Here is a 15,280-nt window from a genome sequence, read left to right on the forward strand (position 1 = left end):
GCACGACGGAATATTGGTCGAATGTCAAGCAAATCTGTTGCCAGATTGACGAAAGCGTCACACTGTACCTGATAAAATGCGTTACGCAACTTTATTAGCATGCAAAAACAAATCTCGCCAGTAGGCACACTATCGTAAGACCCGCTCTTTTATCAGGGAATATTTGCCCATAAGGCGGGCTCGGCGTAGACTAATGTCCTTGTTTAAGGAGTAAATAATGCATAAAGACACTCAACCCATCGATCGCGAAACTCTGCTGATTGAAGCCAACAAAATCATTCGTGAGCATGAGGACACGCTGGCGGGGATTGTCGCCACCGGCGTCACACAGCGTAATGGCGTGCTGGTTTTCAGCGGAGATTACTTTTTAGATGAACAAGGGCTTCCTACGCCAAAAAGCACCGCAGTGTTTAATATGTTTAAACACCTGGCGCATGTCCTTTCTGAAAAGTATCACCTGATCGATTAATACAAGAAATGATTTGCCGGATGGCGGCTCCGCCTTATCCGGCCTACGATGCGACGATCCTGTAGGCCGGATAAGATGCTTTAGCATCGCCATCCGGCAATGACAATTTTACATCAACGGTTTTTGACCACGCTGCCACCAGCGCAGCAGCAAGCGATCCGCACTTTCCGCTGCACTACCAGTGAAACGGTCCATCAGTTTTTTGCGCTGCAGATAGCGTACGTTAAGCACTTCGCGACCCTCCATCAAACTCAGGATCACCTCATCGCTGGTATTGATTTCATCCACCAGCCCATTTTCCAGCGCCTGTTGACCGAACCAGTGTTCCCCAGTGGCAACCTGTTCAATGTCCAGAGTCGGACGCATGCGGTGCACAAAATCTTTAAACAGATGATGCGTTTCGTTCAGGTCTTCGCGGAATTTCTGACGCCCCTCTTCCGTGTTCTCACCAAGCAGCGTCAGCGTCCGTTTGTATTGCCCGGCAGTGTGCAACTCAATATCAATGTCTTTGCCTTTCAGGAAACGGTTAAAGTTAGGGATCTGCGCCACCACGCCAATTGAGCCCACAATAGCAAACGGTGCCGAAACAATTTTATCTGCCACGCAGGCCATCATGTATCCGCCGCTGGCGGCAACTTTATCGACCGTCACCGTTAATGGGATCTGCTTATCGCGCAGACGCTGCAATTGTGATGCCGCCAGCCCATAGCCATGCACCACACCGCCGGGGCTTTCCAGGCGAATAACCACCTGATCTTGTGGTTTTACTACCGCCAGTACCGCCGTCACCTCTTCACGCAGCGCGCTGACTTCATGGGCATCCATACTGCCTTTAAAATCAAGCACCCAGACACGCGGTTTACCCGACGATGTATTCTCTCCCAATTTTGCTTTGGCTTTGGCCGCCTTCGCGTCCAGCTTGTGCTTTTTTTTCTGCGCTTTATGCCAGAGCTTTTGTTGGTGGCTGTCCAGTAAAGACATCGCCAGGTCTTCTTTCATCTCTTTATATTGTTCACTGAGATTAATGACCCGGAGTTCACCGCGCTGACGCTTGCGTTGTGTCGCATTAACGATCAGCATAACAATCACCGCAATCGCCACTACCACTGTGACGATTTTTGCCAAAAACAGCCCATATTCAGACAACAATTCCACGAATCCCACCTTGGTTAAACAACGCAACTTTCGCTCAGTGTACAACAGGTGTGTTAACCCGTCTTGCTTCATCCATCCGCATGGTAATCGGTAAAAAGCATGACAAAGTGTTCATTTTACGGTGTTATTACCTTTGGCTGATTGAAAAATAGCAGGGTTTAAGGCATAAAACCGACAAGTTCTAGAAAACGGGATGGCCAGAGCGTCGCCGAGGAGTAACCGTGCATTACCAACCCAAACAAGATCTGTTACAGGATCGCATTATTCTGGTCACCGGAGCCAGCGATGGCATCGGTCGAGAAGCTGCGCTGACCTATGCCCGCTACGGTGCAACCGTGATTCTGCTCGGGCGCAATGAAGAAAAACTTCGTCAGGTCGCCCAGGCCGTTTCCGCAGAAAACGGCGTGCCCGCGCAGTGGTTTACGCTGGATCTGCTGACCTGTACTTCCACTGAGTGCCATGAACTGGCGCAGCGAATCAACGCCCATTACCCGCGTCTGGATGGCGTGTTGCATAATGCCGGGTTACTGGGTGAAATCGGTCCGATGATCGAACAAACTCCGCAGGTCTGGCAGGAGGTCATGCAGGTAAACGTCAATGCCACCTTTATGCTGACCCAGGCGCTGCTCCCTTTGTTGCTTAAGTCTGATTCTGGATCGTTGGTCTTTACCTCATCCAGCGTTGGTCGTCAGGGACGCGCCAACTGGGGGGCCTATGCAACCTCGAAGTTTGCCACCGAAGGCATGATGCAGGTGCTGGCAGACGAGTATCAAAACCATCATTTGCGCGTAAACTGTATTAATCCTGGCGGCACGCGTACCGGCATGCGTGCCAGCGCATTCCCGACAGAAGATCCACAAAAATTAAAAACACCCGCCGACATTATGCCGCTGTACCTGTGGCTGATGGGCGACGACAGCCGGCGTAAAACCGGTATGACCTTCGACGCCCAACCGGGCCGTAAACCAGGAATTGCCCAATGAGTGAAGAACGCTATCAGCAGCGCCAGCAGCGCGTAAAAGACCGTGTTGACGCACGCGTTGCCGCCGCAAAGGACGAGCGCGGTATCATCATCGTCTTTACCGGCAACGGTAAAGGGAAAACCACCGCCGCATTTGGTACCGCCACGCGCGCGGTCGGTCACGGTAAAAAAGTCGGCGTGGTGCAGTTCATTAAAGGCACGTGGCCCAACGGCGAACGAAACTTACTGGAACCCCACGGCGTGGAGTTTCAGGTCATGGCGACAGGATTTACCTGGGAGACGCAAAACCGAGATTCTGACACCGCTGCCTGTCTGGCCGTGTGGGAGCACGGTAAACGGATGCTGGCCGATCCTGAGCTGGATATGGTGGTGCTGGATGAGTTGACGTACATGGTGGCGTATGACTATCTACCGCTGGAAGAGGTGCTCGACGCCTTAAGCGCGCGCCCTTCTCACCAGACAGTGATTATCACTGGTCGAGGATGCCATCGCGATATTTTGGAATTAGCTGATACGGTCAGCGAGTTGCGCCCGGTCAAGCACGCCTTTGAGGCGGGGGTGAAAGCCCAAATAGGGATCGATTATTGAGTGTAGGCCGGATAAGGCGTTTGCGCCGCATCCGGCTCCACGCTAACGCCTGATGGCGTTTTGCTTATCAGGCCTACTCATGATTAACCGTTGTTGTTACGACCGCCCGGACGACGGCTACCGCCGACCTGGGTGTGACGTTTAACTGCACGGCGGATCTGGTTCGCTTTCATGCGACGACGGTCTTTCTCAACAGCAACCTTCGAGCTGGTTTCCGGCTGCAGTTCCACCAGTTGACGCAGATAGTTTGTCTGGGCGAGATCAAGCTCCGTCCAGCCACCACGCGGCAGACCTTTCGGCAGCGGAATATCACCGTAACGTACGCGGATCAAACGGCTCACCTGCACGCCAACGGCTTCCCAGAGGCGACGCACTTCGCGGTTGCGCCCTTCGGTCAAGGTGACGTTATACCACTGGTTAATCCCTTCACCACCGCTGAACTTGATGGTTTTAAATGCGGCCGGACCATCTTCGAGTTGCACGCCACGGCTCAGGTCACGCAGTTTCGTTTCATCCACCTGACCAAACACACGCACCGCGTATTCACGCTCAACTTCACGGCTCGGGTGCATCAGACGGTTCGCCAGTTCACCATCGGTGGTGAACAGCAGTAAACCACAGGTATTCACGTCCAGACGCCCCACCGCAATCCAGCGCGCATCGCGCAGTTTTGGTAGACGGTCAAAGACGGTCGGACGACCTTCCGGGTCATTACGGGTACACAATTCACCTTCCGGCTTGTAATACGCCAGAACGCGGCAGATTTGTTCCGCAGATTCTTTAACCGAAATCAGATGACCGTCGATACGGATTTTCAGACCCGGTGTTACGTCAACGCGATCGCCAAGCGTGGCAATTTTGCCGTCAACGCTCACGCGACCTGCTGCAATAATGGTTTCAATTTCACGGCGAGAACCGTGGCCAGCGCGCGCCAGCACTTTTTGTAACTTTTCGCTCATAGAGCTTCCTTTAGGTGTCGCCTTCACAGGCGTCGAACAGGAGAATCAACGGCGCCAGTTAGCACCATTTTAAGGCCGCGTAGTATACCGAGTTGCGCCCTTATAAGAAAGGTTTAACGTCGCCGACGCCTTCACGCAACACCACCGGCGAGTCATCGGTTAAATCGATAACCGTGGTGGGCTGTTGACCGAGATACCCGCCGTGGATAATCAAATCCACCTGCTTCTCCAGACGATCTTTAATCTCTTCCGGATCGGACTCGGTAAATTCGCTACCCGGCAGCATCAGCGATGTTGAGAGCATGGGCTCGCCCAACGCTTCCAGCAACGCCAGCGCAATCGGATTGGACGGTACGCGCAGACCGATGGTTTTACGTTTTTCCTGCAGCAATCGGCGCGGCACTTCTTTCGTCCCTTTCAGGATGAAGGTGTAGTTGCCCGGCGTATTGTTTTTAATTAAACGAAAAGCAACGTTGTCCACGAACGAATACGTCGACAGTTCGGACAGGTCACGGCACATCAACGTGAAGTTGTGTCCATCAGGCAAATGACGGATACGGCAAATACGCTCCATCGCCCCTTTGTCTTCGATTTTGCAGCCCAACGCATAGCCGGAATCAGTGGGATAAACGATTACCCCACCTTTACGCACAATTTCAACGGCCTGATTGATCAGGCGTTGCTGTGGGTTATCAGGATGGATATAAAAAAACTGACTCATACTTTCCTCTCAGTGGTCTCGGGCTGTTCCCAAAGCTGCCAGACGCCTTCAACGCCTGCGGGCAACCAGAGCTTACGACCCAATTCAATCCACGGGCACGGCTGATGAAAATCAGATCCTTGTGATGCCCACAGCTGATGCTGACGCGCCAGCGTCGCCAGATGGGTACGCTCATTGGGAGACTGTTGACACTGTGCCACTTCCATCGCGTCACCGTGATGTTCGGCAAACCAGGCAACCAGTCTTTTCAGCCACTTAGCGCTAAGATCGTACCGACCAGGATGAGCCAGCACCGCCTTACCGCCAGAATGATGAATGACATCAATAGCTTGTTCTATTGTACACCACTGTGGCGGAACGTAACCGGTTTTCCCGCGGGCAAGGTATTTTTTAAACACGTCAGCCATGGTCGTGGCTTTGCCACTCTCAACCAGGAAACGCGCAAAATGGCCTCTCGTGACGGCCCCGCCGTCAGCCAGACGTAACGCGCCTTCCCACGCGCCCGGGATATGTGCTTTGTCCAGTCGCTCAGCAATTAGCTGCGCACGCAGCTGACGACGCGCGGTTTGTTCTGCCAGAAACGCACGCATCATGGGGTGGTCGATATCGATATTCAGGCCGACGATATGGATCTCGTGGTTTTCCCAGACCGTGGAAATTTCAACGCCCGCTATCAACTTCAAGGCTAAACCTGAACGTGAAATTTCTTCTCTTGCCGCCGGAATCGCTGCCGTGGTGTCATGATCGGTAATCGCCAATGTCCCGACTCGCATCTCTACTGCACGGTGTACCAATGCTTCAGGTGTCAATCGTCCATCGGACGCCGTTGTATGACTGTGCAGGTCGTAAATCACTGCGTAATTCGTGTCGCTCAAGGCGGCTCCCGTTTCAATAAATGTCGTATCACGCTCATCATAGCGTTTTAGACAAATTTACTGAAATCAGGTGTTGACTTTATTCCACTGAACTAGTTAACTAGTACGCAAGTTCACATGAAGAAAGAAGGTATCTGAGATGAAAGCAACATATGTCCTGCACGGTGGGTGGCGCACTTCCTGATTTCGGGCAGTGTCTTACGTCTGCAATATGCAACCAGATACCCGGCCCGCCAACTAAGCGGGCTTTTTTTTGAACAAAATTAATGAGAATAACGATGCAAACACAAAAACCGACACTCGAACTGCTGGCCTGTGACGCCGCCTACCGTAACAACCCGACCGAGCTGTTTCATCAGGTCTGCGGCGCGCGCCCGGCGACATTGTTACTGGAATCCGCCGATATCGACAGCAAGGACGACCTGAAGAGTCTGCTGTTGGTCGACAGCGCGCTGCGTATTACCGCCTTAGGTGACACCGTTACCATTCAGGCGTTGTCGGCGAATGGTGCCTCCCTGCTCCCGTTGCTGGATGCCGCCTTGCCAACTGGTGTTGAAAACCAACAACAGCCGAATGCCCGCCAGTTGCGTTTTCCGGCCGTCAGCCCACTGCTGGATGAAGATGCCCGCTTATGTTCCCTGTCGGTCTTTGACACGTTCCGTTTAATGCAGGAACTGGTGAATGTGCCGGAGCAGGAGCGTGAAGCCATGTTCTTCGGCGGTCTGTTTTCCTACGATCTGGTCGCTGGATTCGAAGATTTACCCCAGCTTGAAGCCGGCAACCGCTGCCCTGATTACTGCTTCTACCTGGCCGAAACCCTGATGGTCATTGACCACCAGAAAAAAAGCACCCGTATTCAGGCCAGCGTGTTCACGCCCTGCGAGGAAGAAAAACAGCGTCTGGCCCACCGACTGGCGCAGTTGAGCCAGCAGTTAACCGAACCCGCGCCGCCGCTGCCCGTTATTGAAGTACCAGAAATGCGCTGCGAGTGTAATCAGAGCGATGAAGAGTTCGGTACCGTCGTGCGCGGTTTGCAAAAAGCCATTCGTGCCGGTGAGATTTTCCAGGTAGTGCCTTCCCGCCGTTTTTCACTGCCCTGCCCGTCACCACTTGCTGCCTATTATGTTCTGAAAAAGAGCAATCCCAGCCCGTACATGTTCTTTATGCAGGATAACGATTTCACGTTGTTCGGCGCCTCGCCGGAAAGTTCGCTGAAATACGACGCCACCAGCCGCCAGATTGAGATCTACCCTATTGCCGGGACTCGCCCACGCGGCCGTCGTGCTGACGGCTCGCTGGACCGCGATCTCGACAGCCGTATTGAGCTGGAAATGCGCACTGACCATAAAGAACTTTCCGAGCACCTGATGCTGGTGGACCTGGCGCGTAATGACCTGGCACGTATCTGTACCCCGGGCAGTCGCTACGTGGCCGACCTGACCAAAGTTGACCGGTATTCCTTCGTGATGCACCTGGTTTCCCGCGTGGTCGGCGAACTGCGTCATGACCTGGACGTCCTGCATGCATACCGTGCCTGTATGAACATGGGCACGCTGAGCGGTGCGCCGAAAGTGCGCGCCATGCAGCTTATCGCCGAGGCTGAAGGTCGCCGCCGCGGTAGCTATGGCGGCGCGGTCGGTTACTTCACCGCCCACGGTGATCTGGACACGTGCATTGTGATTCGTTCTGCCCTGGTAGAAGACGGTATCGCCACCGTGCAGGCGGGTGCTGGGATTGTTCTGGACTCTGTACCGCAGTCTGAAGCCGATGAAACCCGTAATAAAGCGCGTGCGGTTCTGCGTGCTATCGCCACAGCACACCACGCACAGGAGATTTTCTAATGGCTGATATTCTGCTGCTCGATAACATTGACTCTTTTACCTATAACCTGGCAGATCAGCTGCGTACCAACGGCCACAACGTGGTGATTTATCGCAACCATATCCCGGCTCAGACCTTAATTGACCGCTTAGCGACCATGAAAAACCCGGTACTGATGCTTTCGCCAGGTCCGGGCGCGCCAAGCGAAGCAGGCTGCATGCCGGAGTTGTTGACTCGCCTGCGCGGCAAATTGCCGATTATCGGTATTTGCCTTGGGCATCAGGCGATTGTCGAAGCTTACGGCGGATATGTAGGTCAGGCGGGAGAAATCCTGCACGGCAAAGCCTCCAGTATTGAACACGACGGTCAGGAAATGTTCGCCGGTCTGGCTAATCCCTTGCCTGTGGCGCGTTACCATTCACTGGTCGGCAGCAACGTCCCGGCGGGACTAACCATTAACGCCCACTTCAACGGCATGGTGATGGCGGTTCGCCACGACACCGACCGCGTGTGCGGATTCCAGTTCCATCCGGAATCAATTCTCACCACTCAGGGCGCGCGTCTGCTGGAGCAAACGCTGGCCTGGGCACAGCAGAAGCTTGAACAAACCAACACGCTGCAGCCTATTCTCGAAAAACTGTATCAGGCCCAGACGCTGTCCCAGCAGGAGAGCCACCAATTGTTCTCTGCAGTCGTGCGCGGTGAATTGAAGCCGGAGCAGCTGGCTGCCGCACTGGTCAGCATGAAAGTGCGCGGTGAGCATCCGAATGAAATTGCCGGGGCGGCGACGGCCCTGCTGGAGAACGCCGCGCCGTTCCCACGTCCGGACTATCTGTTTGCCGACATTGTCGGGACCGGCGGTGACGGCAGTAACAGCATCAATATTTCCACCGCCAGCGCGTTTGTCGCCGCAGCCTGTGGGTTAAAGGTAGCGAAGCACGGTAACCGTAGCGTCTCCAGTAAATCAGGATCATCCGATCTGCTGGCGGCCTTTGGCATCAACCTGGATATGAATGCCGATAAGTCGCGCCTGGCGCTTGACGAACTGGGCGTATGTTTCCTGTTTGCACCGAAATATCACACCGGTTTTCGTCACGCCATGCCGGTTCGTCAGCAGCTCAAAACCCGCACGCTGTTTAACGTGCTAGGGCCGCTGATTAACCCTGCGCATCCGCCGCTGGCGCTGATCGGCGTCTACAGCCCGGAACTGGTACTGCCCATTGCCGAAACCCTGCGCGTGCTGGGATATCAGCGTGCAGCCGTGGTGCACAGCGGCGGAATGGATGAAGTTTCGCTGCATGCACCGACCATTGTGGCCGAATTGCATGACGGCGAAATCAAGAGTTATCAGCTGACGGCAGACGACTTTGGCCTGACGCCATATCACCAGGAACAGCTGGCGGGCGGCACGCCGGAAGAAAACCGTGACATTCTCAGTCGCTTGTTACAAGGTAAAGGTGAAGCCGCGCACGAGGCCGCCGTGGCAGCGAATGTCGCCATGTTAATGCGCCTGCACGGCGAAGAAGATTTAAAAGCCAACGCACAAATCGTGATTAATGTCCTGCGTAGCGGTGCGGCCTATGACCGGGTCACCGCCCTGGCAGCAAGAGGGTAAATGATGCAAACCGTTTTAGCGAAAATTGTCGCAGACAAGGCGATTTGGGTAGAAGCCCGCAAACAGCAACAACCGTTGGCCAGCTTTCAAAATGATGTTCAGCCAAGCTCGCGACATTTTTATGATGCGCTGCAAGGCGCGCGGACCGCGTTTATTCTGGAGTGCAAAAAAGCCTCTCCGTCAAAAGGCGTGATCCGTGATGACTTTGACCCGGCACATATTGCGGGTGTGTATAAACATTATGCCTCGGCGATTTCTGTGCTGACCGACGAGAAATATTTCCAGGGAAGCTTTGATTTCCTGCCCATCGTCAGCCGCATCGCACCACAGCCGATTCTGTGTAAAGACTTTATTATCGATCCTTACCAGGTTTACCTGGCCCGTCACTACCAGGCTGACGCTTGTTTACTGATGCTGTCCGTGCTGGATGACGAACAATATCGTCAGCTTGCCGCCGTGGCACACAGCCTGAAAATGGGTGTGCTGACCGAGGTCAGCAACGAAGAAGAGCTGGAACGTGCCATTGCGCTTGGCGCAAAAGTCGTGGGCATTAACAACCGCGACCTGCGCGATCTGTCGATTGACCTCAATCGCACCCGCCAACTGGCACCGCGACTGGGCCACGGCGTGACCGTCATCAGCGAGTCCGGCATTAATACCTACGGCCAGGTGCGCGAACTCAGCCATTTCGCCAACGGTTTTCTGATTGGCTCCGCGCTGATGTCGCATCAGGACCTACATGCAGCGGTACGTCGCGTGCTGCTCGGCGAGAATAAAGTCTGCGGACTGACGCGCGCACAGGATGCCCATACGGCGTATGAATCCGGCGCAATTTATGGCGGACTGATTTTTGTTCCTTCTTCACCACGTGCCGTCAATATTGAGCAGGCTCGTGAGGTCATGACAGGTGCGCCGCTACAGTACGTTGGCGTGTTTCGCGACAGCAATATTGATGACGTGTGCTCCACCGTCGGGCATTTATCACTGACAGCCGTGCAACTGCACGGGAACGAAGATCAGACTTATATCGATACGCTGCGTGCGGCATTACCGCAACAGGTGCAAATCTGGAAGGCGCTGAGCGTGGGCGAGTCACTGCCAGTCCGCAGCTATCAGCATGTTGATAGATACGTTTTCGACAACGGCCAGGGCGGCAGCGGACAGCGCTTTGACTGGTCGCTGTTGGGTGGGCAATCACTGGATAACGTTTTACTGGCTGGCGGACTCGGTGCAGATAACTGCGTCGACGCGGCTAAAACCGGCTGTGCCGGTCTCGATTTCAATTCTGGCGTAGAGTCGCAGCCGGGCATCAAAGATGCGCGTCTGCTGGCCTCGGTCTTTCAAACACTGCGCGCATATTAAGGAAAAGGACATGACAACATTACTCAACCCCTATTTTGGTGAATTTGGCGGCATGTATGTGCCACAGATTCTGATGCCTGCCCTGCGCCAGCTGGAAGAAGCCTTCGTCAGCGCGCAGAAAGATCCTGAGTTTCAGGCGCAGTTTACCGACCTGCTGAAAAACTATGCAGGCCGCCCTACCGCGCTGACCAAATGCCAGAACATCACCGCAGGTACTCGCACCACCCTGTATCTGAAGCGTGAAGACTTGCTGCACGGCGGTGCGCACAAGACTAACCAGGTGTTGGGTCAGGCGCTGCTGGCAAAACGTATGGGTAAAACCGAGATCATCGCTGAAACAGGTGCCGGTCAACACGGCGTAGCTTCCGCGCTCGCCTGTGCCTTGCTTGGCCTGAAGTGTCGCATCTATATGGGTGCGAAAGACATCGAACGCCAGTCTCCCAACGTGTTCCGTATGCGGCTGATGGGCGCCGAGGTGATCCCGGTACACAGCGGCTCCGCCACGCTGAAAGATGCCTGTAATGAAGCGCTGCGCGACTGGTCTGGCAGCTACGATACTGCGCACTATATGCTTGGTACGGCGGCTGGCCCACATCCTTTCCCAACTATTGTGCGTGAGTTCCAGCGCATAATCGGCGAAGAAACCAAAGCGCAGATCCTCGAAAAAGAAGGTCGTCTGCCGGATGCCGTTATCGCCTGCGTGGGTGGTGGGTCGAATGCTATCGGTATGTTTGCTGATTTTATTAATGACACCAGCGTCGGGTTGATTGGCGTTGAGCCGGGCGGTCACGGGATTGAGTCCGGTGAACACGGCGCGCCGTTGAAGCATGGTCGCGTCGGAATTTACTTCGGCATGAAATCGCCGATGATGCAAACCGAAGAGGGGCAAATCGAAGAGTCCTATTCGATTTCAGCGGGTCTGGATTTCCCGTCCGTCGGGCCACAGCATGCTTACCTGAACAGTATTGGCCGTGCCGATTACGTATCGATTACCGATGACGAAGCGCTGGAAGCCTTTAAAACCCTGTGCCTGCATGAAGGGATCATTCCGGCCCTGGAGTCATCACATGCCCTGGCGCACGCGTTGAAAATGATGCGTGAGGATCCGGACAAAGAGCAGCTGCTGGTGGTTAATCTCTCCGGTCGCGGCGACAAAGACATCTTCACCGTACACGATATTCTGAAAGCACGAGGGGAAATCTGATGGAACGTTATGAAAACCTGTTTGCACTGCTGAAGGACCGCAAAGAAGGTGCATTTGTCCCCTTCGTCACCCTCGGCGACCCTTCTGTTGAGCAGTCGCTGAAGATTATTGATACGCTGATCGACGCCGGAGCTGATGCGCTCGAACTCGGGATCCCCTTCTCCGACCCGCTGGCTGACGGCCCGACCATTCAGGATGCGACCTTACGTGCTTTTGCCGCAGGCGTCACGCCGTCGCAATGCTTCGAAATGCTGGCGTTGATCCGTCAAAAACATCCCAATATTCCTGTTGGCCTGCTGATGTACGCCAATCTGGTATTCAGTAAAGGCATTGACGAATTTTACGCCCAGTGTGAAAAAGTCGGCGTGGATTCCGTGTTAGTCGCCGATGTGCCGGTTGAGGAGTCTGCGCCATTCCGGACAGCGGCACTGCGCCACAACGTGGCACCGATTTTCATCTGCCCGCCGAACGCTGATGACGACCTGCTGCGCCAGATTGCGTCCCATGGTCGCGGTTATACCTATCTGTTGTCTCGTGCTGGCGTGACTGGCGCTGAAAATCGTGCCGCACTACCGCTGCATCATCTGGTCGAGAAGCTGAAACAATACAATGCACCGCCGTCGCTGCAAGGCTTCGGTATCTCAGCGCCTGAGCAGGTCGCGGGGGCGATTGAAGCGGGTGCTGCCGGGGCGATTTCAGGCTCGGCGATTGTGAAAATTATTGAGAAAAATGTCGCCGCACCGGAACAGATGCTGACAGAGCTAAGGGCCTTTGTCAGCGCGATGAAAGCCGCCACGCATCAGTAATAAGCCACAACCGCCAGCGTAAATCTGGCGGTTTTATCCTTCTTTCGCCTGCTTCATTTTGTACATGGCGTTATCTGCGTTCTGAATAGCCACATCCAGTTCACCGTTCACTTCCGCAATTCCCCATGACACCGACAGCGGCACAGTGTGCCCCTCTACCACAAATACGTGATTATTGACCTGACCGCTAATACGCTCAGCGATGGCGATAGCGTCACTCGCCTGAGAGCGAAACAGCAAGATCATAAACTCATCCCCGCCGGTACGAATCACCAGATCGTGACTGGTTCGGGTATTAGACAGCATTCTGTTGGCAATGGTTTGCAGTGCGCGATCCCCGGCCGCGTGGCCCCAGGTGTCGTTGACGGCCTTAAACTTATTACAGTCCAGAAGTACCACCGAACAATGGGATAAATCCCGGCGTTTAATAATGTCGAGGATCCTGCGGTTAAAACAACCGGTCAGCGAATCGATATACACCTTTAGATCGCTTTCATTCAGCCACGATCTCAACGAAAAGCTAATGATAATAAAGAAGAACGGCGCCAAAAGAATCACAATTCCGGCATGCGCATCGTGTACCATAAAACGACCTAACGAGATCGAATAGTGCAGCGCGTACTTTTCTGACAACATCCTGACATGAGCGTTGTTCAGGTTTGCGCATTTCCCCGCTAAACAGAGACTCTCGTTGTTGAGTAAATTAACCAATGCCACATTAAGACCCGGCGGAAGCTGGTATTCAAACGCGTTTGCCAACTCATCTTGCAATTCCGGTTTCGAATGGTCATAAACCAGGTACGCCACGATATGATCGGAGATATCATCGCCTGACAGATCGTAAATATAGCTAACGACACTGTACGCCTTATCACCGGTGATTTTATCGGTGTAAAAATTGGTCGAACTAAGGGCTTTGTTTTTGACGTTTTTTTGCAGTAGTCGGGTATAAAAATCGACCGGCGGGTAGAAAAAATTGGAAATATCGAGCGCCATCTCGGAGTCAGCGAAAGAAAAATTGTGAGAGTCGGCAGGAGTAAACCAGTAAAAATAATCTGCGTCTTTGGCGATAATATAACGATGCGCGTCGAAAGTGCCCGGATTGAGCTCATTCACCATTCCGCGGATAAACTCTGCGGCGGTAAACATACACAGGGCCTGCTGGCTGGGCTGCTTAGCGATAATGGCTCCAGATGCCGAATGTATCCGCTTTCGATCGGCGTTGATTCCCCACTCCCCCTCCTCGCGCGGAACAAAGCGCGACTTGCTGCCACATCGTCCACCATTAATGGTGTGGTGATAACGCTCACCGATGGCGTCCGCGATCAGTTCATTGTCGTTAAAGATGTCCATGAGACGCGTTTGGAGACGGTTGATACCTTCACTTGCGGTGGCCGTACGCTGCTCGTAAATGATGAACAGGAACAGTGATGTAAATATCAGTGTAATGAGGCCAGAGACCAGCAACGCCTGCCTGTTTCTGAGCTTATCCTGCACAATCTTCACGCGTCCACCCTGATAGTTACCCGCATTGCCAAATCAGTTACTTGAGCGCTAAGTTACAGATTTACCCATAAAAAGCATATTTTTATTAACAAATGCACAAACTAGTCTTCACCATCGAGCAGATAGCCCGCCCGGCGAATGGCCTCACGGCAGTCGCTGACGCCGGCGGCATAACCCGCTTCAATTTCGCAAACCGGGCTGGCACTGCAATAAGGTAATTTGATCGGTACGGCCAGAGCGTGTTCAAGGCTCTCCACCCGAGTCATATACCCCAGCAGTGCGCGCGCAGCATACAGGGCGAATTCTGCTATGTCATCGTTGGGTGATGATTCCAGAAGTGAAATTTTTTGTTGCAGCTGTTGGCGGGACAATTCCATCGTCAATGCCCTCAAAGCAGGTTTGCTTAAAGAGTAGCATTTGATCGAAGGGTGAAAAGGCGGGAGGGAAAAAACAGGAGCCAAAAGACGGGACAACGCTCGCCCCGTCTTTTCACATTTGAATCTCAGCGTTAAAAACGATAACCCGCAGAGAACATAAACACCCACGGATCGAGACGTACGTTATCGTGCTGCTGTGCGCCAGCCAGTTTGTAGCTCGCGGTGGTGTCGATATCCATGTACCAGACCGACATGTTAATCAGCCAGTCGCGGTTGATTAAGTAGTCCATCCCCACCTGTCCCGCCGCACCCCAGGAGTCTTTCAGGCTCAGGTCAGATAATCCGGTTTCTTTACCGTTATCGTTAAATCCTTCGTCGAAGAACGTGGTGTAGTTAACGCCGACGCCAACGTAAGGACGCAACTTGCTGCTGGAGTCGCCAAAGTACCACTGCGCCATTAGCGTTGGCGGTAAATGGTGAACGGTCGCGATATCCCCGGTGGTTGAGGTGCCGATTTTATGACGAAACGGCGTTGCTGCCAGTAATTCGACACCAATATTGTCGGTCGCCATATAGGTGAATGTCAGCCCCAGTTGCGTGTTATTGCTGACGTCAAAACCGCCTAAACTTCCCAGCGTACCGCCCGCACCTTCCGTCGGTCTTACGGTTGCAGAACCTGCGCGAATAAAGAACTCTCCCGCTTCATGCGCAAATGCGTTCCCGGAAAGTAGAGTTGTTAATGCCAATGCTGCCACTGTTAATTTTTTCATGTCCGCTCCATCGTTATGGTTATAAAAGCGGAACGAATATACCCACAACGGAGTAATAAATGATCTAACA

General features: G+C 53.7%; 15 protein-coding genes and 1 other annotated feature. Of the genes, 8 read left to right on the forward strand and 7 right to left on the reverse strand.

The window, feature by feature from the left end; genetic code table 11:
* The first annotated feature begins 217 nt into the window (after window positions 1-217).
* Entirely contained in the window at window positions 218-469 is a 252-nt protein-coding gene (locus FCH32_RS11580; protein WP_003020616.1) for a YciN family protein, read from the forward strand.
* Window positions 470-577: 108 nt separating this feature from the next.
* On the opposite strand, the gene sohB is transcribed toward FCH32_RS11580, so the two are convergent.
* Window positions 578-1,624 (reverse strand): protease SohB, encoded by a 1,047-nt coding sequence (sohB, locus tag FCH32_RS11585; RefSeq protein ID WP_174360917.1) that lies wholly within the window; start codon window positions 1,622-1,624, stop codon window positions 578-580.
* 221 nt (window positions 1,625-1,845) lie between these two features.
* Here sohB and FCH32_RS11590 point away from each other — a divergent pair, with 221 nt between their 5' ends.
* Both FCH32_RS11590 and cobO read left to right on the forward strand, forming a co-directional pair.
* A complete protein-coding gene (locus FCH32_RS11590) occupies window positions 1,846-2,607 on the forward strand; it encodes a YciK family oxidoreductase (RefSeq protein WP_174360918.1) in 762 nt (253 codons plus the stop codon).
* Entirely contained in the window at window positions 2,604-3,194 is a 591-nt protein-coding gene (cobO, locus tag FCH32_RS11595; RefSeq protein ID WP_096756819.1) for a cob(I)yrinic acid a,c-diamide adenosyltransferase, read from the forward strand. The genes FCH32_RS11590 and cobO overlap by 4 nt, the downstream gene beginning before the upstream one ends.
* 83 nt (window positions 3,195-3,277) lie before the next feature.
* Here cobO and rluB read toward each other — a convergent pair whose 3' ends face one another.
* The 3 genes from rluB to rnm all read right to left on the reverse strand — a co-directional run bounded on the left by rluB (window position 3,278) and on the right by rnm (window position 5,749).
* A complete protein-coding gene (gene rluB, locus FCH32_RS11600; RefSeq protein ID WP_096756818.1) occupies window positions 3,278-4,153 on the reverse strand; it encodes a 23S rRNA pseudouridine(2605) synthase RluB in 876 nt (291 codons plus the stop codon).
* A 100-nt stretch (window positions 4,154-4,253) separates the two neighbouring features.
* Window positions 4,254-4,874, reverse strand: a complete 621-nt coding sequence (locus tag FCH32_RS11605; RefSeq protein WP_096756817.1) for an L-threonylcarbamoyladenylate synthase — start codon at window positions 4,872-4,874, stop codon at window positions 4,254-4,256.
* Window positions 4,871-5,749 (reverse strand): RNase RNM, encoded by an 879-nt coding sequence (gene rnm / locus FCH32_RS11610; protein ID WP_115258317.1) that lies wholly within the window; start codon window positions 5,747-5,749, stop codon window positions 4,871-4,873. The genes FCH32_RS11605 and rnm overlap by 4 nt, the downstream gene beginning before the upstream one ends.
* A gap of 160 nt (window positions 5,750-5,909) precedes the next feature.
* Window positions 5,910-6,004 (forward strand) — a sequence feature (Trp leader region).
* 23 nt (window positions 6,005-6,027) lie between these two features.
* On the opposite strand from rnm, the gene FCH32_RS11615 reads away from it, so the two are divergent.
* From FCH32_RS11615 to trpA, 5 genes are read left to right on the forward strand one after another with little or no spacing between them, the layout of a single operon-like run.
* Window positions 6,028-7,590 (forward strand): anthranilate synthase component 1, encoded by a 1,563-nt coding sequence (locus FCH32_RS11615; RefSeq protein ID WP_115258316.1) that lies wholly within the window; start codon window positions 6,028-6,030, stop codon window positions 7,588-7,590.
* Window positions 7,590-9,185, forward strand: a complete 1,596-nt coding sequence (gene trpD, locus FCH32_RS11620; RefSeq protein WP_096756814.1) for a bifunctional anthranilate synthase glutamate amidotransferase component TrpG/anthranilate phosphoribosyltransferase TrpD — start codon at window positions 7,590-7,592, stop codon at window positions 9,183-9,185. The genes FCH32_RS11615 and trpD overlap by 1 nt, the downstream gene beginning before the upstream one ends.
* Window positions 9,186-10,547 (forward strand): bifunctional indole-3-glycerol-phosphate synthase TrpC/phosphoribosylanthranilate isomerase TrpF, encoded by a 1,362-nt coding sequence (trpCF, locus tag FCH32_RS11625; protein ID WP_244958404.1) that lies wholly within the window; start codon window positions 9,186-9,188, stop codon window positions 10,545-10,547.
* A gap of 10 nt (window positions 10,548-10,557) precedes the next feature.
* Window positions 10,558-11,751: a tryptophan synthase subunit beta gene (gene trpB, locus FCH32_RS11630; RefSeq protein ID WP_174360919.1), complete on the forward strand. Its 1,194-nt coding sequence runs from the start codon at window positions 10,558-10,560 to the stop codon at window positions 11,749-11,751.
* Window positions 11,751-12,557 (forward strand): tryptophan synthase subunit alpha, encoded by an 807-nt coding sequence (trpA, locus tag FCH32_RS11635; RefSeq protein WP_174360920.1) that lies wholly within the window; start codon window positions 11,751-11,753, stop codon window positions 12,555-12,557. Before trpB ends, trpA begins: the two co-directional genes overlap by 1 nt.
* Window positions 12,558-12,590: 33 nt before the next feature.
* Here trpA and FCH32_RS11640 read toward each other — a convergent pair whose 3' ends face one another.
* The 3 genes from FCH32_RS11640 to ompW all read right to left on the reverse strand — a co-directional run bounded on the left by FCH32_RS11640 (window position 12,591) and on the right by ompW (window position 15,210).
* Window positions 12,591-14,063: a diguanylate cyclase gene (locus tag FCH32_RS11640; protein ID WP_174360921.1), complete on the reverse strand. Its 1,473-nt coding sequence runs from the start codon at window positions 14,061-14,063 to the stop codon at window positions 12,591-12,593.
* Window positions 14,064-14,164: 101 nt separating this feature from the next.
* Window positions 14,165-14,440, reverse strand: a complete 276-nt coding sequence (locus tag FCH32_RS11645; protein WP_117342898.1) for a hypothetical protein — start codon at window positions 14,438-14,440, stop codon at window positions 14,165-14,167.
* A gap of 131 nt (window positions 14,441-14,571) precedes the next feature.
* Window positions 14,572-15,210: an outer membrane protein OmpW gene (gene ompW, locus FCH32_RS11650; protein ID WP_096756809.1), complete on the reverse strand. Its 639-nt coding sequence runs from the start codon at window positions 15,208-15,210 to the stop codon at window positions 14,572-14,574.
* Window positions 15,211-15,280: the final 70 nt, after the last annotated feature.

The organism is Citrobacter gillenii (assembly GCF_013337685.1).
Lineage (GTDB): Bacteria > Pseudomonadota > Gammaproteobacteria > Enterobacterales > Enterobacteriaceae > Citrobacter > Citrobacter gillenii.

Coding starts and splice junctions, on each gene's coding strand:
- trpD (WP_096756814.1), top strand. CDS start 7,590: ATGGCTGATATTCTGCTGCTCGATAACATTGACTCTTTTACCTATAAC.
- trpB (WP_174360919.1), top strand. CDS start 10,558: ATGACAACATTACTCAACCCCTATTTTGGTGAATTTGGCGGCATGTAT.
- trpA (WP_174360920.1), top strand. CDS start 11,751: ATGGAACGTTATGAAAACCTGTTTGCACTGCTGAAGGACCGCAAAGAA.
- FCH32_RS11615 (WP_115258316.1), top strand. CDS start 6,028: ATGCAAACACAAAAACCGACACTCGAACTGCTGGCCTGTGACGCCGCC.
- ompW (WP_096756809.1), bottom strand. CDS start 15,210: ATGAAAAAATTAACAGTGGCAGCATTGGCATTAACAACTCTACTTTCC.
- FCH32_RS11645 (WP_117342898.1), bottom strand. CDS start 14,440: ATGGAATTGTCCCGCCAACAGCTGCAACAAAAAATTTCACTTCTGGAA.
- FCH32_RS11605 (WP_096756817.1), bottom strand. CDS start 4,874: ATGAGTCAGTTTTTTTATATCCATCCTGATAACCCACAGCAACGCCTG.
- trpCF (WP_244958404.1), top strand. CDS start 9,186: ATGATGCAAACCGTTTTAGCGAAAATTGTCGCAGACAAGGCGATTTGG.
- FCH32_RS11580 (WP_003020616.1), top strand. CDS start 218: ATGCATAAAGACACTCAACCCATCGATCGCGAAACTCTGCTGATTGAA.
- cobO (WP_096756819.1), top strand. CDS start 2,604: ATGAGTGAAGAACGCTATCAGCAGCGCCAGCAGCGCGTAAAAGACCGT.
- rluB (WP_096756818.1), bottom strand. CDS start 4,153: ATGAGCGAAAAGTTACAAAAAGTGCTGGCGCGCGCTGGCCACGGTTCT.